This is a genomic window from Vibrio sp. 10N.239.312.D08, assembly GCF_041466145.1.
GTDB classification, from domain to species: Bacteria; Pseudomonadota; Gammaproteobacteria; order Enterobacterales; family Vibrionaceae; genus Vibrio; species Vibrio crassostreae_C.
The window spans coordinates 1-20,737 of record NZ_JBFSSD010000070.1 but is presented as its reverse complement, the minus strand read 5'-3'; the positions used below and the strand labels follow the sequence as shown (position 1 = coordinate 20,737).

14 protein-coding genes and 5 tRNA genes are annotated in these 20,737 nt (G+C 45.4%); 6 read left to right on the top strand and 13 right to left on the bottom strand.

Going from position 1 to position 20,737, the window contains the following annotated elements; all coding sequences use genetic code 11:
- Window positions 1–113 precede the first annotated feature (113 nt).
- From AB6D58_RS22835 to AB6D58_RS22785, 11 genes are all read right to left on the bottom strand, one after another.
- Window positions 114–1,355 (bottom strand): NADH:ubiquinone reductase (Na(+)-transporting) subunit B, encoded by a 1,242-nt coding sequence (locus tag AB6D58_RS22835; protein ID WP_372158632.1) that lies wholly within the window; start codon window positions 1,353–1,355, stop codon window positions 114–116.
- A 198-nt stretch (window positions 1,356–1,553) separates the two neighbouring features.
- Window positions 1,554–2,516 (bottom strand): SPOR domain-containing protein, encoded by a 963-nt coding sequence (locus AB6D58_RS22830; RefSeq protein ID WP_372158629.1) that lies wholly within the window; start codon window positions 2,514–2,516, stop codon window positions 1,554–1,556.
- 187 nt (window positions 2,517–2,703) lie between these two features.
- Window positions 2,704–3,642: an ABC transporter permease gene (locus AB6D58_RS22825; RefSeq protein ID WP_017060135.1), complete on the bottom strand. Its 939-nt coding sequence runs from the start codon at window positions 3,640–3,642 to the stop codon at window positions 2,704–2,706.
- A 2-nt stretch (window positions 3,643–3,644) separates the two neighbouring features.
- Entirely contained in the window at window positions 3,645–4,622 is a 978-nt protein-coding gene (locus tag AB6D58_RS22820; RefSeq protein ID WP_008218600.1) for an ABC transporter permease, read from the bottom strand.
- 178 nt (window positions 4,623–4,800) lie between these two features.
- Window positions 4,801–6,354, bottom strand: coding sequence for an ABC transporter substrate-binding protein (locus AB6D58_RS22815; RefSeq protein WP_017060133.1), 1,554 nt, complete (start codon window positions 6,352–6,354; stop codon window positions 4,801–4,803).
- A 94-nt stretch (window positions 6,355–6,448) separates the two neighbouring features.
- On the bottom strand, window positions 6,449–8,176 hold the full coding sequence (locus tag AB6D58_RS22810) for an ABC transporter ATP-binding protein (protein WP_017060132.1): 1,728 nt from the start codon (window positions 8,174–8,176) through the stop codon (window positions 6,449–6,451).
- Window positions 8,177–9,066: 890 nt separating this feature from the next.
- Window positions 9,067–9,143: transfer RNA gene (locus tag AB6D58_RS22805), tRNA-Pro, on the bottom strand.
- A gap of 55 nt (window positions 9,144–9,198) precedes the next feature.
- Window positions 9,199–9,274, bottom strand: a tRNA-His gene (locus AB6D58_RS22800).
- A 44-nt stretch (window positions 9,275–9,318) separates the two neighbouring features.
- Window positions 9,319–9,395, bottom strand: a tRNA-Pro gene (locus AB6D58_RS22795).
- A 77-nt stretch (window positions 9,396–9,472) separates the two neighbouring features.
- Window positions 9,473–9,548: transfer RNA gene (locus AB6D58_RS22790), tRNA-His, on the bottom strand.
- Window positions 9,549–9,596: 48 nt separating this feature from the next.
- Window positions 9,597–9,673 (bottom strand) — tRNA-Arg (locus tag AB6D58_RS22785).
- 298 nt (window positions 9,674–9,971) lie between these two features.
- Between AB6D58_RS22785 and AB6D58_RS22780 the strand changes: the two genes are divergently transcribed.
- A complete protein-coding gene (locus AB6D58_RS22780; protein WP_017063036.1) occupies window positions 9,972–10,385 on the top strand; it encodes a cytochrome c5 family protein in 414 nt (137 codons plus the stop codon).
- An 81-nt stretch (window positions 10,386–10,466) separates the two neighbouring features.
- On the opposite strand, the gene rep is transcribed toward AB6D58_RS22780, so the two are convergent.
- A complete protein-coding gene (gene rep / locus AB6D58_RS22775; protein ID WP_017061960.1) occupies window positions 10,467–12,485 on the bottom strand; it encodes a DNA helicase Rep in 2,019 nt (672 codons plus the stop codon).
- Between the two features lie 180 nt (window positions 12,486–12,665).
- Here rep and AB6D58_RS22770 point away from each other — a divergent pair, with 180 nt between their 5' ends.
- From AB6D58_RS22770 to ubiK, 4 genes are all read left to right on the top strand, one after another.
- Window positions 12,666–13,247, top strand: a complete 582-nt coding sequence (locus tag AB6D58_RS22770) for a TetR/AcrR family transcriptional regulator (RefSeq protein ID WP_017061961.1) — start codon at window positions 12,666–12,668, stop codon at window positions 13,245–13,247.
- A gap of 18 nt (window positions 13,248–13,265) precedes the next feature.
- Window positions 13,266–14,372, top strand: coding sequence for an efflux RND transporter periplasmic adaptor subunit (locus AB6D58_RS22765; RefSeq protein ID WP_017069625.1), 1,107 nt, complete (start codon window positions 13,266–13,268; stop codon window positions 14,370–14,372).
- 11 nt (window positions 14,373–14,383) lie between these two features.
- Window positions 14,384–17,512: a multidrug efflux RND transporter permease subunit gene (locus AB6D58_RS22760; protein WP_372158627.1), complete on the top strand. Its 3,129-nt coding sequence runs from the start codon at window positions 14,384–14,386 to the stop codon at window positions 17,510–17,512.
- Between the two features lie 119 nt (window positions 17,513–17,631).
- Window positions 17,632–17,883, top strand: coding sequence for a ubiquinone biosynthesis accessory factor UbiK (ubiK, locus tag AB6D58_RS22755; protein ID WP_372158624.1), 252 nt, complete (start codon window positions 17,632–17,634; stop codon window positions 17,881–17,883).
- A 162-nt stretch (window positions 17,884–18,045) separates the two neighbouring features.
- Here ubiK and ilvC read toward each other — a convergent pair whose 3' ends face one another.
- Window positions 18,046–19,530, bottom strand: a complete 1,485-nt coding sequence (gene ilvC, locus AB6D58_RS22750; protein WP_017061965.1) for a ketol-acid reductoisomerase — start codon at window positions 19,528–19,530, stop codon at window positions 18,046–18,048.
- Window positions 19,531–19,676: 146 nt separating this feature from the next.
- On the opposite strand from ilvC, the gene ilvY reads away from it, so the two are divergent.
- Entirely contained in the window at window positions 19,677–20,567 is an 891-nt protein-coding gene (gene ilvY / locus AB6D58_RS22745; protein WP_017061966.1) for an HTH-type transcriptional activator IlvY, read from the top strand.
- Window positions 20,568–20,737: the final 170 nt, after the last annotated feature.

The following is a 20,737-nucleotide window of genomic DNA, read 5'->3' as shown; positions in this document are numbered from 1 at the left end:
CCGTAGAGGACTTTCACCTCCTAGATCAACGCCATGCTCGGCGCACAAATTGAAAGGCTTGCATCAATGCAAGCCTTTCTTATGGGAGTCACTTTCACTTTTAATCACCTAGATTAGCGCGATGTCCGTTTAAGTCTTCGTTTAATGTTCTGCTCTTTCACTACAAAGTCGAATAGCGGAGCGAACAGGTTGGCGAACAAGATAGCCAGCATAATGCCCTCTGGGTAGGCTGGATTAAGCACTCGAATACCGACCGTCATCACGCCGATCAAAATCCCATAGGCCCATTTACTCTGATTGGTAAACGCGGCAGATACAGGGTCTGTTGCCATGAAGAAGGTACCAAAGGCAACACCACCCAACACAAAGTGCCAGTAAAACGGCATCGAAAACATCGAGTTAGTATCCGACCCTATCCAGTTCAGTAAACTCGACGTCACGACAAGGCCGACAATCACACCGGCGACAATGCGCCAAGACGCTATCTTCATCACAATCAAAATCAACCCCGTCAGCATGATAAGCAGTGACGACACCTCACCCATCGAACCTGGAATATTACCGATAAAGGCATCCATCCAGGTGATCGCCTCGCCAGTCATATTATTGATTAGTGACGGGCTGCCCCCCTCATACCATTGGCTCAGCGGTGTCGCGCCTGAATAGCCGTCAGCAGCAACCCATACCAACCCACCGGACATGTTGGCGGGATAGGCAAAGTAAAGGAACGCGCGTCCTGCAAGGGCTGGGTTAAGGAAATTTCGCCCTGTGCCGCCGAATAACTCTTTGGCGACAACAATACCAAAGGTGATACCTAACGCGGCTTGCCAAAGCGGGATGGTTGGCGGGAGGATGAGTGCAAACAGCACAGAGCTAACAAAAAAACCTTCATTAACTTCGTGCTTACGAACGACAGCAAACAGTACCTCCCAGACGCCACCTACTACAAACACCGTGGCATAAACGGGTAGGAAATAGAGTGCACCAAGCAACATCTGACTTGCCCAGCCACTTGCCATCAATGACTGCGCATCACCAAATGCCCACGACAGACGCCAGCTACTCTCGATAACCGAGGCAAGTTCATTTAATTGATAACTGGATGTGAGTGCGAGAACGCTTTGGTATCCGACGTTATACATTCCCCAGAACATTGCCGGGAAGGTCGCCAACCACACCAAAATCATAATGCGCTTTAGGTCAATGCTGTCACGAACATGGGTTATGCCGCGGTTTACGTTTCCGGGTGTATAGAATATTGTCGCGAAAGCTTCATACACTGGGTAGAGCTTTTCGTACTTACCACCGGCTTCAAAGCGTGGAGCCACGTCTTCTAATCGTTTTTTTAAACTCATAATCTCAATCACCTTATTGCTTGAGTTATGGTTTTCTACGCATCAACCGTACTATTTGAACAATTTTTAACGATTTTTAATCAAATTCGTCTTGAAGAACGAGTGTCTAAAAGTCGAACCGATGTTGAAAAAGAGAGGCGTATAAACAACAAAGCCCCAGCAATGGCTGAGGCTTATTTGGTTTGGTAACGGTCGTCGTTACTTAACGCACATCACATTAAGCAATGAAGAACCTTTCAACTGGTTGACGTTACCGTTGGTAAACAGACCTTTCTTATCTGCGCCCCAATAAGGGAGATGCATTGGCCAGTTCTGTTTTTCCATAACCTTTGAGCTCAAGATGCTCTGCCATTGCTTTTCAGTCATCAGCTTCATGTTGACCTGATTACACACCAATTCAGCGCTATCGTAATCTAGACGGCTCCAAGGCTTGCCTTGTTCCATATAGAACTGCTGCTGATGGTCTAGAAGGTAAGGAATCGCATATTGGCTACCCGCAACATTGGCTGTCACACGGATTTCGATTTCCAAATCGTTGTCTGAATTCGCGTTACCGCTTGGTAGCGTCTGAATTGCTGCAGCGCTCGCTACCGCCGCCACTTGCTTAGTAGCCACAGGTTTCGGTGCAGGCTTAGCTTCTACTTTTGCAGGAGCCTTGTGCGTCACCGCTTTTGGCTCTGCTGGTTTTGCCACAATAGGCTGTGATGAGGTTTTCGACTTATCGACCATACGAATAAAGGCTTCACCGTAACCAGAAACCTTACGCACCTGAGCTAGGTCTTTTCTCGCATCAGAGAAGGTAGAATAAGGTCCGATTAAGCAACGGTAGTCTCCGCCTTCCGGCTTCATCCAAACGTTGGTCGAGATCTTCTCATACAGAGGCTTTGCTCGGCTCAGTGACAAAGGCTTGTTCAGCAGACCACATTGAACCCAAAACAGTTCGTTATCTGAATGACGTTTTGGTGCTTTACTGCCCCACACGCCCTTACCGATCGGACATGATTGCTCTAGCTGTGGTAATTGGTTGGTGCTTGCCTGAGTTGCATCACATAGAACCGACTCTGCATTCACTTGGCTCGATACCAAAAGAGATGCAGCGATAAGTCCCATACGATAATTTCTCGTCACAGCACGACATACAGCATTCATTGTCAATTTCATAACCACCACTTAAACCCTTGCGGGCTAATTATTACCGAATCTATGTCGATAAAACATGAATTCCATTTTAACTATTATTGACACTGTCAATAATACTAAGTTCCAGATCCATTAAGCAAAAAAAGAGCCGTAATTGCTTACGGCTCTTAATTTAGTGACTTTTTTTACTAAAAATCAAACCGGGCTATCACCCTTTATAAATTTTCGGGTTAAACACGTCACGTAACCAGTCGCCTAATAGGTTAATAACGAGAACCAATGTTACCAAAAGCACACCTGGGAATGCTGTGATCCACCATGCTCCTGAGAAAATGTAGTTAAAACCAGTACTGATCAGGGCACCGAGTGACGGTTGGTCTACCGGAAGACCTAAACCGAGGAAAGAAAGTGCCGCTTCTGACATGATGGCATTTGCCACCTGTACCGTAGAGATAACCAAAATCGGTGATAAACAGTTAGGCAGAATATGGCGGAACATGATGCGAGGCGCTCTAAAGCCCATCACACGTGCCGCTTCTACGTACTCTTTCTTCTTCTCTGCCAATACCGATGCACGAATCGTACGAGCATACTGCGGCCATTCAGCAATACCGATGATCACCACCAGCATAACAACCGCATATTGCGCGTAGAAGTCACTACCGAAACTCGCCTTAAAGATGGCCGAGACAATGATCGCAACCATCATGGTTGAGAACGAAAGCTGAACATCGGCAAAACGCATCAAGAAGCTATCAATACGACCACCGAAGTAACCTGCAGACAGGCCAATGATGATACCGAGAGTCAGCTGAAGACCTACCGCTAGGAAACCGATCGTCAATGACAGACGCGAGCCGTAAAGCATCGTAGATAAGATATCACGACCCTGCTCATCAGTACCCAGTAGGAAGCGTTCTTCGCCGTCTTCCATCCAAGATGGTGGCAACTCAGAATCCATGATGTCGATAGACGTCACGTCATACGGGTCTGTTGGCGCTAGAATCGGTGCCGCTAATGCCATAACAAGGAAAGCTGCAAAGATAGCGAAGCTCACCATTGCCACTTTGTCACGTAAGAAGTAGTACAGAATGTCTGACTGCTTGAATCGCTCCCAACGAGATGGAGCTGTTGTTGTTTGTTCCATGATTATGCTCCTTTCCCTGTGATGTTCACTGTTGGGTTAATGATGCCGTATAGCAAGTCAACAATGGTGTTAGTTACTACGAAGATCAGGCCAACGAAGATAACGTATGCGGTAATCAGTGGTGTATCCACTCGGTTAATCGCTTCAAGGAATAGGAAGCCGGTACCCGGCCACTGAAATACAGTTTCAGTAAGAATGGTGTAAGCCACCATAGTACCGATTTGAACACCGCCTACCGTTAGTACTGGCAGCATTGTGTTTTTCAAAGCGTGTTGGTAGTAAATCTTGTTCAGCGCTAGACCTTTTGCTTTACCAAACTTGATATATTCAGAGCTAAGAACCTCTAGCATTTCAGAGCGTACTAGACGAATGAACAGAGGCAGCATGATAGATGCTAGAGCAATACTCGGCAGCACTAAGTGTGCAAGGCCATCTATCGTTAAGAAACCAGACTCCCAGCCAAACCAGTTTGCGGTCTCACCACGTCCAAACGACGGCAGCCAACCTAACTCAATAGAGAATACATACATCAACATGATTGCGGTTAAGAAAACAGGCACAGAAATGCCGATACTACTGCCCGCCATCACCAGTTTAGTGAAGAAGCTTTTTGGGTGTATTGCAGAATAAACGCCAAGTGGAATCGACAGACAAACAATGATCAGAGAAGCGCCGAACACAAGCTCAAGCGTTGCTACGAGTTTATCTAAGATTACGTCCACAGCAGGGCGTTTAAAGAAATATGAAGTACCAAGATCACCTTGTAGAGCAGCGCCCACAAAGCGAGTGTATTTTGTAATGAAGGGATCATTTAAGCCGAGTTCATCACGCAGCGCTTGACGCTCCGATTCTGAAACAGATTGACCGACTAACTCACGCAACGGGTCGCCCAGGTTATCCTGAATGGCAAACGCCACCAAACTGATCACAAACATCACTATCAGTGCCTGAAACAGGCGCTTGACCAGAAACGTAACCATTCCTTGCCCCTTATCTATCCATGACTATCTAATCGAAATCCGCGACTAGATAACAAAATTCAGTCTTAAAAAAGGTATTTAGCCAGACTGAAGGAAGACCAAATACCGAAACTTAAATCTATTTCTTAATAATTTGAGAGCCTGAAAAGCTTCAGGCTCTCGATTCTAGCAAGCTAGATTATTTTACAACTAGGTCGCCGAAGTAAGGCATAACCATTGGGTTTACTACGTCTGCTGCACCTACGTTAGACTTCGCGCCCCACGCTTCACTTTGCCAGTGTAGCGGTACGAATGCTGCGTCGTTGTAAAGTGTTGCTTCAACGCCTTTCAGCATTTCAGCACGCTTAACTGGGTCAGTTTCAGTGTTAGAAGCTTCTACGATCGCATCCATTTCTGGGTTTGAGTAGCCAGAACAGTTGTATTGACCACGGCCAGTCTCTTCGTTACGAGTCATAGTTAGGAACTCGTTGAAGTTAGCTGAATCTTCTGTATCTGAGTGCCAGCCGATCATCATCATGTCTGCTGAACATAGGTCAAACTCAGGCCAGTACTGTGCTTTAGGCATAGTTTTAAGATCAACTTTGATACCAATCTTAGACAGCATTGCCGCAGACGCTTGCGCTACTTTCGCATCGTTCACGTAACGGTTGTTTGGAGCCATCATAGTTAGCGTAAAGCCATCTTCGTAGCCCGCTTCTTTCATCAGCTCTTTCGCTTTTTTCAGATCGTAACGAGGAACTAGGTCTTCGTTGTGACCCGCGTAGCCTGTTGGGCTTTGCTGACCAGCTGCTGTTGCGAAGCCTTTCATGATCTTCTTAACGATACCTTCGTTGTTGATTGCGTGAACAATCGCCTGACGAACGCGAACATCTTTAAGTGCTTCGTTGCTGTTTTGGTTCATTTGGAACGTGATGATACGAGTACCAGGTAGCGTCACTAGATCGATGTTCTTAGCGTTTTTAACACGCTTGTGATCGTTTGGTGCTACTGGGTGAATCATATCAACGTCGCCAGAAAGAAGTGCTGCAACACGTGTCGCGTCTTCTTTGATTGGCACAAGTGTTAGCTTGTCTACGTTGCCTTCAGTTTCTGTGTCCCAGTAATCGTTGAAACGCTCGAACGTTACTTTAACGCCTTGCTCACGCTGCGTTACGATAAATGGACCAGTACCTGAAACGTTAGTCGAAGCAAACGAGTTACCGTGCTTAACTAGCTCAGACTTGTCTTTACCTTCCGCTGTTTGGCCAGAGTAGAACTTGCTGTCCATTGGGAAGATGTAAGTTGCTGTTTGTAGTACTAGTGGGTAAGCCGCTTTTGATACTAGCTCAACTGTGTAGTCATCCACTTTTACCATTTTTTCGTATGGCGTGAAGATAGACTTAAAGTCTGGAGAAGCTTGTAGACGTTCAAAAGTCCACACAACATCATCAGCAGTCAGTTCGTTACCAGAGTGGAATTTCACACCTTTACGTAGGTTGAAGCGGAAAGTCGTTTCATCAACACGCTCCCAGCTAGATGCTAGGCGGCCTTCAAAATCCATCTCTTGAGTGAAACGTACTAGAGGGTCAAACACCATGTGAGACATTTGCAGTGTGCCACCAGACAGCTGCTCGTGCGGGTCAAGTGATACTGGGTCAGCTGCGTAGCCAACGGTAATATCTGCTGCTGCTGCACTAAAGCTTAGGCCAGCTGCCATTAAAGCTACTGCTAATTTGCTTTTCATGGTTTTCATTGCATAACTCCTTCATGCGGGAATCCAGATCCCTAGTTGTTGTATTTGCGTCTGTTTATTGTTGTTAGCAAGCTAAACTCCAGCCTGCTGATTTTTATACCGCGGCTTGTGCCACTGCTTTTTCTTCTCTTAAGCCTGTAAATTCAGGCATTAAAGAAATCAGTTGTTTGCTGTATTCATGCTGAGGTGATTGGAACAGCTGCTCCGTTGGCGCAACCTCCAATAATGTCCCCATCTGCATCACACCAACACGGTCACACATTTGGCGAATAACCGGTAGATCGTGACTGATGAACAGCATGGTTAGGTTTAGCTCGTCTTGTAAGTCTTTTAGTAGGTTAAGAATCTGAGCCTGTACCGACACGTCCAGTGCCGATGTTGGTTCATCACAAATCAAAAGACGTGGGCGAGTCGCCAAAGCGCGAGCGATAGAAATACGCTGACGTTGACCACCTGAGAATTCGTGTGGGTACTTCACCCCAGCCATTTTGCCTAAACCCACGTGCTCTAGCAGGTCGTTCACGATCTGACGAGTTTCATTTTCGTTGCGAGTAAGCTTATGGAATCGGATAGGTTCAGCAATGATGTCGAATATCTTCATTCGAGGGTTCATTGATGTGTAAGGGTTTTGGAAAACCATCTGCATTTGACGACGCATAGGGCGACGTTCTTTTTCAGATTTCAGACCAGTAAGATCAACGCCTTCAAACGTTACCTTGCCTGAGTTTGGTGCGTACAAGCCAGCAATCACACGAGCAATCGTTGATTTACCTGAACCTGATTCACCTACTAAACCAAACGTCTCACCTTCATGCACTTCAAAGCTCACGTTGTTTGATGCTTGAACGTACTCACGACGGCTCTCAAAGAAAGAATCTTTGGTAGTAAAGCGTAAGTTTACGTTCTCAACGTTCAACAGAGGGCCAGTGTAATCACGGTGATCTTGGCTTTGACCTAACCAGTGGTTCTTCACATCCAATGGTTCCATCTCTTGTGCTTCTTCGATGTAGCTAACAAGAGGGAAACGATCGAGTTTGCGATCCGAACGAGGAACCGCAGAGATAAGACTGTGTGTATATGGGTGCTCAGGAGTACCCAGAACTTTCGCTGTTGGGCCAAACTCAACTAAGTCACCACGATACATAACGGCTACGCGGTCGGTAACGTTAGATACCACGCCCATGTCGTGCGTGACCAACATGCAACCTACGTTCTTCTTAATACATAGGTCGCGAATCAAACCCAAGATCTGGTCTTGGATAGAAACATCCAGTGCTGTTGTTGGTTCATCTGCGATGATTAGGTCAGGTTCACCTGCCAATGCGATCGCGATAACCACACGCTGACGCATACCGCCAGAGAATTGGTGAGGGTACTGCTTTAAACGGTTTTCTGGTTGTGGGATACCCACTTGGTTCATCAAGTCTAATGAGCGCTGGTAGGCTTCTTGATCCGAAACCTTCATGTTGGCATGAATCGTCTCTTTTAACTGCTGTTCTACTGTGAATAGAGGGTTAAGAGAAGTCATTGGGTCTTGGAAGATAAAACCAATCTTTGAGCCGCGAACAGAACGCATCTGTTCAGGAGATAAACCAGAGACTTTTTCGCCATCCAGAAATACCTCGCCGCTAGCAATGCGGCCAGGAGGGCTCAGCAAATCGATCACAGCATTACCTACTGTTGATTTACCTGCACCAGACTCGCCTACAACACCAACAATCTCACCACGTTCAATGTTGAACGAAAGTGATTTAACTGCGGCGTGAACTCCATGACGAGATGGGTATTCGATACGAAGATTTTTTACTTCTAAAAGTGACATTACCAGACCTCTACTGCTTTGGCAGCTTTCTGCCCTGTCTGCAAAATTGAATCCATTCTTACCAGAATATTGTTCTGATATTTTATACGGTTGACAATTTGGCAAATAATTCACAGAAAAGCAACAAAAATAGGATAAAAAGTCGACATTAAACGCTTAGCAAGCAAAAGTGCCACATAACTATTCACCAAAAGAGCATATAGTAAGAAAAATCAACATTATATTATCGGCAAGAAATACTCACAAACTCCCTACCACTACTTACTTGTAGAGTTAAAGCCGTGCTTCAAAGCAGATCTCACTACCAGCCACTAAAAACAAATAATTATTCCAAAAAACAATTAACACTATAGAAACAAACGCTAATTTTGTTAATTTAAACAAATAAAACAACCAGATAAACGTTAATTAGCCATACATTTAGCCATCTGCATTATTTTGGTAAATACAAAACAGACAAACGAAAGGCCTAATAAATCAGAGGAGTTTTTGAACGACCAAATGCGTACAAAGCTGTCAAATTCAGGCCTTAGTGAGCAAATTTAGGGTCAGGTTTCACTTTTCATAAAAGTCTTTAGACCAAACCCATTAATATGTCGAATTATTGAGCACTCCATTTATATAAAATTAGATATAGAACTGTACATTTGATAAAGAAAGCAACTCTGTAGCAGCACCATTATCAAGCAGATCGTTAGGAATCTGTCTTATATAAGAAGGGGAGATAGATGTAAGAAGCCCCGTCATTTCTGACGCGGACGGCTAGTTGAGGCTTCTTAAGTGATCAGTGAAGAGACATTCTTTGAACATCAGGCGAACCCCACTCTGTTCAAGTTATCTAAGTTTCAGATGTAAAAAAGCCCTAGTCTTTCGACTAGGGCTTCTTAAGGTGGTCGGTGAAGAGGGATTCGAACCCCCGACCCTCTGGTCCCAAACCAGATGCGCTACCAAGCTGCGCTATTCACCGAGACGTTTCGTTTGATTTCTCAAACTGGGAACTTCAAAGAAGCTACCAAAATTAATGGGGTGGCTAACGAGATTCGAACTCGCGACCACCGGAATCACAATCCAGGGCTCTACCAACTGAGCTATAGCCACCACTAATTTTTTATATAACCGCTTAAAAGCGATTATTGAAATAGTGGTCGGTGAAGAGGGATTCGAACCCCCGACCCTCTGGTCCCAAACCAGATGCGCTACCAAGCTGCGCTATTCACCGACTAGTTTTGTATCGACTCTTGGGAATAATGAATCAACACTGGAAGCCGAAGCTACCGATATTTTGTAAAGAAAGAATGGGGTGGCTAACGAGATTCGAACTCGCGACCACCGGAATCACAATCCAGGGCTCTACCAACTGAGCTATAGCCACCATTATTTCTTTTTGCCAATTTCTCACTTACCGAAGTAAGAGACCGGATGGCGCGCCTGAAAGGATTCGAACCTTCGGCCTTTGGCTCCGGAGGCCAACGCTCTATCCAGCTGAGCTACAGGCGCATGCCCTGTCGGCGGAGTGGAATAATACGTATATCACCCAATGCCGTCTAGTACTTTTTTAACTTTTTTTTCTGTTTGGTCTCTTTTTCGACAGTTAATATGTGATAAACCCCTTATTTGAGTACTACACCCCGCCACAGCTTATAAGTTGTTGTTTATTGCAACAACTTATCGGGATATAATCACCCATTATTTACATTGGTTTAACAGTTGCTCTTTGCTGGTTAAAGCCAAAACACCCTTCCAACACTATAAATTGGTAAGCATGTACTTACCTTGGGAATGTAAAGTGAGTTTAATGGATATGTCTCGTCGAATTTTAAGCGTTGTCATCGCAGTTTTAACCTTTTCAACTGGCGCAATGGCTGCAGGCCTAAGCGAAGCGGAGCACGATGCAATTGCTGAACGCATCAAACCAGTTGGCCAAGTTTACCTAGTCGGCAGCGAGCCAGTAGCCGCAGAACCAACAGGCCCTCGTGATGGCGCAGCAGTTTACGGTACCTTTTGTATCGCTTGTCACGCATCTGGCGTAAGTGGCGCACCTAAAACAGGTGATGCTGGTGACTGGGGTCCTCGCATTGCTCAAGGTCGCGACATTCTAGCTGACCACGCAATCAACGGCTTCAATGCGATGCCAGCGAAAGGTTCATGTATGGATTGTTCAGACGACGAAATCAAAGATGCTATCGAGCACATGATTGCCGGTCTGTAATTAAAAATGCCAGATTCAGAAAAGGTGACCTCATGGTCACCTTTTTTATTGGCTTCTATATAGTGCGATTAAAGTAGGGCATTACTTCTTGTTGAACATCGCTCGAATATTCGCAATGTGCGCCTGCCCTTTTTCCATTCTTTCTTCAGCGGATTGAGGCTTCTTAACGCTTTCCCACTCCACATCATCGTGCGGCAGCTCATCGAGGAAGCGGCTTTGTGTTGGCTTTATTAATTCACCATATTGACGACGTTCACGACACTTAGTAAAAGTCAGCTCTTTCTGCGCTCGAGTAATCCCCACATACATAAGACGACGTTCTTCTTCTACGTTGCCTTCATCGACACTGGTTTGGTGCGGCAAGATGCCCTCTTCTGCACCCATCAGGAATACATATGGGAACTCTAGACCTTTCGATGCATGCAATGTCATTAATTGGACTTGATCTGCATCGTCATCATCCTCACCACGCTCCATCATATCGCGCAGCGTTAAACGTTGAACCACCTCGCGCAGGGTTTTCTCTTCTTTATCGTAGTTGTCACCCTCAAGATCGGCCACAATCCAGCTATACAGATCAGAGACGTTCTTCATTCGCATTTCAGCGGCTTTCGGGCTCGCTGAGGTTTCGTACAACCAATCTTCGTAGTTGATGTCACGAACCAAAGAACGAACGGCTTCAACCGTATTACCACGCTCGGCATTGTCTGAGATACGAACAATCCAGTCACCGAAGCGGCGCAAATTTTCTAAACCACGCCCCGTCAGTGTCTGCTCTAAGCCCATCTCAAAGCTGGCTTCAAACAAGCTCTTGCCACGCATATTGGCGTAGCTGCCTAACTTCTCAAGCGTCACCGGACCAATCTCTCGGCGCGGTGTGTTTACAATACGTAGGAAGGCGTTGTCATCATCAGGGTTCACCAACACACGCAGGTAAGCCATGATGTCTTTAATCTCGGCTCTCGCGAAGAAAGAGGTACCGCCAGAGATCTTGTAAGGCACACGGTTCTGCATCAGCGCTTTTTCAATCAAGCGTGATTGGTGGTTACCACGGTAAAGCACTGCGTAATCTTTGTATTCAGTACGGTTCAAAAACTTGTGGGCGATGATCTCGCCGGTAATACGCTCTGCTTCATGCTCTTCATTCTTAGCATTCAGTACCTTGAGCTTTTCACCGTCTGGGATCTCTGAGAATAGTGACTTTTCATAAACGTGTGGGTTGTTGGCGATCAAGATGTTCGCCGCACGTAATATTCGGCTGGTTGAGCGATAGTTTTGCTCGAGTTTGATCAAGCGAAGATTTGGATAGTCCTCACCCAGCAACACCAAGTTTTGCGGTTTTGCACCACGCCATGAATAGATAGATTGGTCATCGTCACCTACTACCGTCAAGCGACCACGCTCTCCCACCAGTAAACGAACCAACTCATATTGGCTGGTGTTGGTATCTTGGTATTCATCGACCAGTAAATAGCGGATACGCGACTGCCAGCGCTCACGCACCTCTTGATTGGTTTTCAGTAGTAATACAGGCATCGCGATCAGATCATCAAAATCGAGTGCGTTGTATGCCTTCATCTGTTTCTGGTACATCTCAAAACAGAATGCAAACAACTGCTCTTGTTCGCCTTGAGCACGTGCTTTCGCCTGATCTGGCGTCAGCATGTCATTTTTCCAATTCGAAATGGTGCTCATTAAAGCGCGTAGCAAATCCTTATCACCATCGATCTGTCTCTCTGTTAACTCTTTTAACAAAGCTAACTGGTCTTGGTCATCAAACAGAGAGAAACCCGCTTTCAAACCCAGCGCTTTGTATTCACGGCGAATGATGGTTAAGCCCATGGTATGAAAAGTCGAAACAATCAGCCCTTTCGATTCGCCCTTACCTAGAGTTTGCCCAACACGCTCTTTCATCTCGCGTGCCGCTTTATTAGTAAAGGTCACCGCCGCAATATTACGCGCCTTATAGCCACATTCCTGAACCAGATAAGCAATTTTATTGGTGATAACACGTGTTTTACCGGATCCAGCGCCCGCTAATACTAAGCAGGGGCCCGAAACATATTTCACGGCTTCATCTTGTCTTGGGTTCAGTTTCATTTGATTCTCAGTTTGGTCTAGAGGGGCGAATTCAATTGCGCGCCTATAATAATGCTGCAACAGCACGAATGCTACGTTCTCTTATACAAGATTTTTACGCTGATTATGTAAAACTTTGTTGCACATGTGTGTGGTTATTAGGCTATAATGAATGAACGTTCATTCATTGGTGGTTGAAATATGACAACTCATGCACCTCGGGATAAACGCCAGCAAATACTTTCTGCAGCTGAAAAGCTAATTGCAGAGGTCGGTTTCCAAGGCCTTTCAATGCAAAAATTAGCCAAAGAAGCGGGAGTGGCTGCAGGCACTATCTATCGCTACTTCGATGATAAAGAGCATTTGATAGAAGATGTTCGAATGCTCGTGACTCAAAGAGTAGCTGATGCTGTTCAACAAGGGGTTAATGATTCGGATCCAATTAAACAACGCTACCGTACTATGTGGTTGAACATATGGAACTTAGCAGGAACGAATTTAGCCGCAATAAAAAATCGGGTTCAGTATGACTCTCTACCCATCACAAATAGCCTAAACTTCAGGGAACTAGAACGTAAAATGTTTGCCCAAGTTGAGCTGCTATTTAATGAGGGGAAAGAACAAGGATTGTTTAAACCACTTAACAATGAAGTATTAGGTGGATTGAGCTTGGCGGCTAGTGTTTCTCTAGCACGCAAGCATTCTTTAGGATTTTACCAACTTGATGAGGCAGAACTAGAATCTGCAATCGAAGCCAGTTGGGACGCAATAATTAAACACTAGATCGGAGTTTTGACCATAATGAAAAAGTGGACTTTCTTCATGTTACTCATCGCTGTACTACTTTTCGGCAGCGTTATTGGGTTTAACATGTTCAAACAACAAAAAATTGCTGAGTATATGGCCAACCGCCCTGAACCAGAGTTTCCAGTAACGGTAACTGAAGTTCAGCCGATCGACTGGGTTCCAGTGATTGAAGCTATCGGCTTCATCGAACCTAACCAAGGTGTGACACTAGCGAACGAAACCAGCGGTGTTATCGATCAAATTTCTTTCGAATCAGGTACTGAGGTTAAAAATGACCAACAACTGATCCGCCTTGATTCTGATGTAGAGAAAGCCAATCTAAAAAGCTCTGAGGCACGCTTACCGGCTGCTGAAGCTAAATACAAGCGCTACCAAGGGCTATTCAAGAAAGGCTCTATCTCTAAGGAAGCCTTCGATGAAGCAGAAGCTAATTTCTTATCGTTAGCGGCTGATATTGAAAGCCTTAAAGCATCGATTGCCCGTCGCGAGATCCGCGCTCCGTTTGACGGCACTGTCGGTATTCGTAATGTGTATCTAGGCCAATACCTACAATCTGGCACTGACATCGTTCGCCTAGAAGACACCAGTGTTATGCGCCTACGCTTCACTATTTCTCAAAATGACATCTCTCGTATTGAGGTTGGTCAGGCGATCGACATCTTCGTTGATGCATACCCAGAAAAACCGTTTAAAGGTTCTATTAGTGCCATTGAGCCTGCGGTTAGCATCCAAAGTGGTCTTATCCAAGTACAAGCCGATATCCCAAACAACGATGGTAAGTTACGTAGCGGTATGTTTGCGCGCGCTAACATCATTCTACCTAAACTAGCAAACCAAGTGACACTGCCTCAGACGGCCATCACTTTCACACTTTACGGTGACAATGTTTATATTTTACGTGAAGAAGATGGTGTGCAGCGTGTGAAACAACAAGTGGTGAAAGTAGGTGAACGTACAGAAAGTATTGCTCACATACTGGAAGGCGTAGAGCCTGGCGATGTTGTCGTGACAACGGGTCAAGTTCGTTTAAGTAACAATGCTAAAGTTCGAGTTGTAGAAAGTGATGCAACGACGCCGCCAGCTGAAACACCAATGCTGTAATTGGAGGAATCATGCGCTTTACTGATGTTTTTATTAAACGTCCAGTTCTGGCTATTTCAATCAGCTTTTTGATCGCATTGCTTGGCTTCCAAGCAATCTTCAAAATGCAGGTTCGTGAATACCCAGACATGACAAATACGATCGTGACGGTCACGACGAGCTATTACGGTGCCAGTGCCGATCTGATCCAAGGCTTTATAACTCAGCCATTAGAACAAGCGATCGCTCAAGCCGATAATATTGATTATATGACGTCGCAGTCCGTACTCGGTAGCTCGACTATTACGGTCAATATGAAGCTCAATACCGACCCGAATGCCGCGCTGTCGGATATCTTGGCCAAGACCAACTCGGTTCGTTCTCAGCTACCTAAAGAAGCCGAAGATCCAACCGTAACTATGTCTACCGGTTCAACAACGGCGGTACTCTACATTGGTTTTACGAGTGATGAACTCTCTGCAAGCCAAATTACCGACTACCTTGAGCGAGTGGTTAACCCACAACTGTTTACCGTTAATGGCGTATCAAAGGTCGACTTGTACGGCGGGATCAAATACGCATTACGTGTATGGCTTGATCCTTCCAAAATGGCAGCATTAAACCTGACAGCCACTGACGTGATGACGGTGCTTAATGCAAACAACTACCAATCAGCAACTGGCCAAGCAATTGGTGAGTTTATGCTGTACAACGGCAGTGCCAATACCCAAGTAACCAATACCGATGAATTAGAAAGGTTGGTGGTCAAAACCAGTCAAAATGGCGGTTCTATTGTTCGCTTAGGTGATATTGCTAAGGTTTCACTAGAAAAAAGCCACGATGTGGTTCGCGCAAGTGCTAATGGCAAACAAACGGTTGTAACCGCCATCAATGCAGCGCCAAGTGCTAACCCGATCAACATTGCTGCTGATGTTATGCAGCTGTATCCTGAGTTGGAGCGAAACCTACCAAGCAATATCAGCATGAATATCATGTATGACTCAACCATTGCGATTAATGAATCCATTCAAGAGGTTATACACACGATTGTTGAAGCCGCGCTGATTGTATTAGTGGTTATCACGCTATTCTTAGGCTCATTGCGTGCGGTTATCATTCCTATCGTAACCATCCCTTTATCGCTGGTTGGTGTTGCGATGGTGATGCAAGTCATGGGTTTCTCATGGAACTTAATGACGCTACTGGCGATGGTATTAGCAATCGGTCTAGTGGTTGATGATGCAATCGTAGTACTGGAAAACGTCGATCGACACGTCAAATTGGGGGAATCTCCTTTCAGGGCTGCCATCATTGGTACCCGTGAAATTGCAGTACCGGTTATTGCAATGACACTGACATTGGGCGCGGTTTATGCCCCTATCGCAATGATGGGTGGTATCACAGGCTCGCTGTTTAAAGAGTTCGCATTAACCCTCGCTGGCGCGGTATTTGTTTCTGGAATCATCGCTTTAACACTGTCTCCAATGATGTGTTCAAAGCTGCTAAAAGAAAATGCACAGCCGAGTAAGTTTGAACTGAAGGTACACAGCGTACTTGATCGTATGACAGGCCGTTACTCTAAGATGCTGCATGCGATCATGGATCATCGTCCGGTTATCATTGGCTTTGCGGTCATTGTATTTTTAAGCTTGCCGATGCTGTTTAAATTCATCCCAAGTGAACTTGCCCCTGCAGAAGATAAAGGGGTGGTGATGATGATTGGTACTGGTCAATCAACGGCTAACCTAGACTACCTAAGTAACACGATGGATGACGTGAGCGGTATCTTGGTGACCCAGCCTGAAATCCAATACGCTCAATCCTTCACTGGTGTACCAAACTCAAACCAAGCATTTGGTATTGCCTCAATGGTGCCATGGAGTGAGCGCACGGCTAGCCAATCTGAGGTAACGAACCGTATCAGTGGATTGCTACAAGATATCCCAGGCATGGCAGTAACCGCGTTCCAAATGCCAGAGTTGCCGGGTGCCGGTTCTGGTCTACCACTCCAGTTTGTGATTACCACACCAAGCAGCTTTGAGAGCTTATTCGCTATCGCAACCGATATTTTAACGGATGTGAAAGATAGCCCTCTCTTTGTCTACTCTGACCTTGATTTGAACTACGATTCAGCAACGATGAAGATTCAAATTGATAAAGATATGGCGGGCGCTTATGGGGTAACGATGCAAGATATCGGTGTCACCCTAAGCACCATGATGTCGGATGGTTACGTTAACCGTATTGACCTCAACGGTCGTTCTTATGAAGTGATCCCTCAGGTTGAGCGTAAGTTCCGCTTAAACCCAGAGTCAATGAATCATTACTACGTTCGAGCCAGCAATGGTGATGCTGTTCCTCTCGGTAGCTTGGTAACAATTGATGTGGTGGCAGAGCCTCGCTCTCTTCCTCACTTCAACCAGTTGAACTCAGCGACGGTCGGTGCGGTTCCTATGCCGGGCGCGGCGATGGGTGATGCGGTAAACTGGTTTGAAAACATTGCCCAAACCAAATTACCTGCAGGCTATAACCATGACTACATGGGTGAGTCGCGTCAGTTTGTAACAGAAGGCAGCGCACTGTATGTGACGTTCGGTTTAGCACTGGCGATCATCTTCTTGGTTCTGGCGATTCAATTTGAGTCGTTAAAAGATCCATTGGTTATCATGGTGTCGGTGCCACTCGCAATATGTGGTGCATTGATTGCGCTCGCTTGGGGCGCAGCGACGATGAACATCTACTCGCAAGTGGGGCTGATTACCTTGGTTGGTCTGATTACCAAGCACGGTATCTTGATCTGTGAGGTAGCAAAAGAAGAGCAGCTACATAATAAATTATCACGCAAAGAGGCGGTTATGGAGGCGGCAAGGGGACGTCTACGTCCAATCCTAATGACAACAGCGGCGATGATTGCAGGCCTGATCCCATTGATGTACGCCACGGGTGCAGGTGCAGCTCAGCGCTTTAGTATCGGTATTGTTATCGTTGCTGGTCTGGCGATTGGTACGCTGTTTACGCTGTTTGTTCTGCCGGTTATTTATAGCTACTTAGCCGAAAAACATAAACCAATTCCAGTTTTCCTCGAAGATAAAGATCTCGAGAAGCTGGCCCGTGTTGATGAAGCAAAAGCGGCGCACAGAGAATTAGCTAACAATAAGTAATTTCCCTGTCGTATTAACAATAAAAAGGCTACTTCGGTGGCCTTTTTTTGTACGCCATAGGCGACATCTTTGATGTGATTAAATAGAATAGTGATAAATATTCAGGAGTTTTAATTGATATGTTTGATCCAAAAAAACTAGAGCAAATTGCTAAGCAGATCCACGATTCTATGCCTCAACCAGTAAAAGAGCTTGGTTCAGACGTAGACCAAAAAGTTCGCCAAGTTATCCAAGGCCAACTCAACAAGCTAGACGTTGTGAGCCGTGAAGAGTTTGATGTTCAAACACAAGTACTGCTTCGCACTCGCCAGAAGCTCACTGAAATGGAACAAAAACTGGCTGAACTAGAAGCAAAGCTTTCAGAAAAATAGTCATTTTTTTCAATCAGTTCAAGTTCGAATAAAGGCTTACCTTCGGGTAAGCCTTTATTTTTTCCTCAATCTATCAAGCCTTCACCGGTAAAATAGTTGCAAGCATAAAAAAACCCCGAACAAATGTTCAGGGCTATTTTTATTCAGTGATGAACTGGAAGATTAACCGCCAACAGCGATACGCTTCATGTCGCTCATGTAGCTACGTAGCTCTTCACCAATGTATTCTACAGGGTGGTTACGGATAGCTTCGTTTACTTCAATTAGCTTAGCGTTATCAACTTGGTTAGATGTCTCACCTAGACCACGGCCGATGACGTCCGTTGCTACTGAAGGCATGAACTTCTCACGTAGTAGCGGTGTTGCTACGTTAGCGAATAGGTAGTTACCGTACTCAGCAGTATCAGAGATTACAACGTTCATTTCGTAAAGACGCTTACGAGCAACTGTGTTTGCGATTAGTGGAAGCTCATGTAGAGATTCGTAGTAAGCAGACTCATCAATGATGCCTGATGCCGTCATAGCTTCGAATGCTAGCTCAACACCGGCACGAACCATAGCAACCATTAGGATACCGTTGTCGAAGTACTCTTGCTCTGAGATTTCTACGTCAGAAGCTGGGTAGTTTTCGAATGCAGTTTCGCCTGTCTCTTCACGCCAGCCTAGTAGGTTCACGTCATCGTTCGCCCAGTCAGCCATCATTGTGCTAGAGAAGTGACCAGAGATGATGTCATCCATGTGCTTGTTGTAAAGCGGACGCATTAGGTCTTTAAGCTCTTCAGAAAGCTCAAACGCTTTAACTTTAGCCGGGTTAGATAGGCGATCCATCATGTGAGTTACGCCACCAAACTTAAGTGCTTCAGTAATCGTTTCCCAACCGTATTGTAGAAGCTTGCCTGCGTAGCCAGGTTCGATGCCATCAGCAATCATCTTCTCGTAAGATACGATAGAACCCGCTTGTAGCATGCCACAAAGGATAGTTTGCTCACCCATCAGGTCAGATTTAACTTCTGCTACGAAAGAAGACTCTAGGCAACCTGCACGGTGACCACCAGTACCTGCAGCCCAAGCTTTAGCGATATCCCAACCTTCGCCTTTAGGGTCGTTTTCTGGGTGAACAGCGATAAGTGTTGGTACACCGAAGCCACGTTTGTACTCTTCGCGAACTTCAGAGCCAGGACACTTAGGTGCAACCATTACTACAGTAAGGTCAGCACGTAATTGCATGCCTTCTTCCACAACGTTGAAGCCGTGAGAGTAACCAAGAGCAGCGCCTTGCTTCATTAGAGGCATTACTGTTTCAACAACGTTTGTGTGTTGCTTATCAGGAGTAAGGTTGATTACTAGGTCTGCTTGAGGGATTAGCGTTTCGTAGCTACCCACAACAAAGCCGTTTTCATCAGCATTTTTGAATGATTGACGCTTTTCATCAATTGCCGCTTGGCGTAGAGCGTAAGATACGTCTAGACCAGAATCACGCATATTTAGACCTTGGTTTAGGCCTTGAGCACCACAACCAACAATTACGATTTTCTTACCTTCAAGGTATTCAGCTTCTGTCGCGAATTCTTCACGATCCATAAAGCGGCAACGACCTAATTGGTCTAGTTGTTCACGAAGGTTTAATGTATTGAAATAGTTAGCCATTCTAGGGCACTCCTTTAAAAATAAGTCCGTAAGGTCGATATCTCTCTATCGAATGACTTCATACTAAAACAGACACTCCGTTGCTGAAAGTGATATATTCACAATTAGTTATTGCAATAAATGCAACATGGAAACGATCGCAGAACATGAACATAAAATCTCTACAATTATTTATACATTTATGCGACAGCAAGAGTTTCAGCAAAACCGCTGCTGCTATGCACGTCAGTCCTTCAGCGCTGAGCCGTCAGATACAAAAGCTTGAAGAGGAAACAGGACAAGAACTGCTAATCAGAGACAACCGCAGTGTTGATCTTACCCCAGCAGGAAAACACCTATTGCCTGTAGCATTGAGCATCGTGGGAGAGTGGCAGCAATATAACCTTCACCTGAAGGGCGGAGAGCAAGAACTTAAAGGTGAGATCCGTATATTTTGTTCAGTAACGGCTAGCTACAGTCACCTACCTGAACTCATAACCGAATTTAGGGCTATTCATCCGTATATTGAATTTAAGCTCTCTACTGGTGATCCAGCTCAATCCATCGACAAGATCTTAAACGATGAAGCGGATATCGCGATTTCAGCAAAGCCAGACATCCTTCCTTCAAGGTTAGAATTCGAAACCATCAGCGATATTCCACTGTCAGTCATCATTCCATCTGGTGTGAGTAGCTTTAGCCAACAACTGCAATCCGATAAGCCAAACTGGAATGAAGTGCCCTTTATCATCCCAGAAGCAGGAACAGCGCGTGAACGAGCCAATGCATGGTTTAAAAAGATGAAGATAAAACCCAACATATACGCGCAAGTTTCTGGCCATGAGGCGATTGTAAGTATGGTGGCACTAGGATGTGGAGTTGGCATCGCACCTGATGTGGTCATAAACAACAGTCCAGTAAGAGATAAAGTTAGCCGCTTAAAGATAGAACCTATCAAGCCATTTGAGTTAGGCGTATGTTGTAAGCGAGCACAGCTAGATAACCCTCTAATTCGAGCGTTCTGGCAAGTTGCAGAAGGGAAATATTTAGCGGACTAGTCGTCATTGTTTTAAATACAAAAAAGGGAAGAGCATGTCAGTGCCCTTCCCCTTTTATTTATGTATATCGCAGATAAGAAAAAAGCCCGCTGATTTCTCAGCGGGCTTTCTAATGGTGGTGGAGGGATAGGGATTTGAACCCTAGAACCGCTATTAACGGTTGCCGGTTT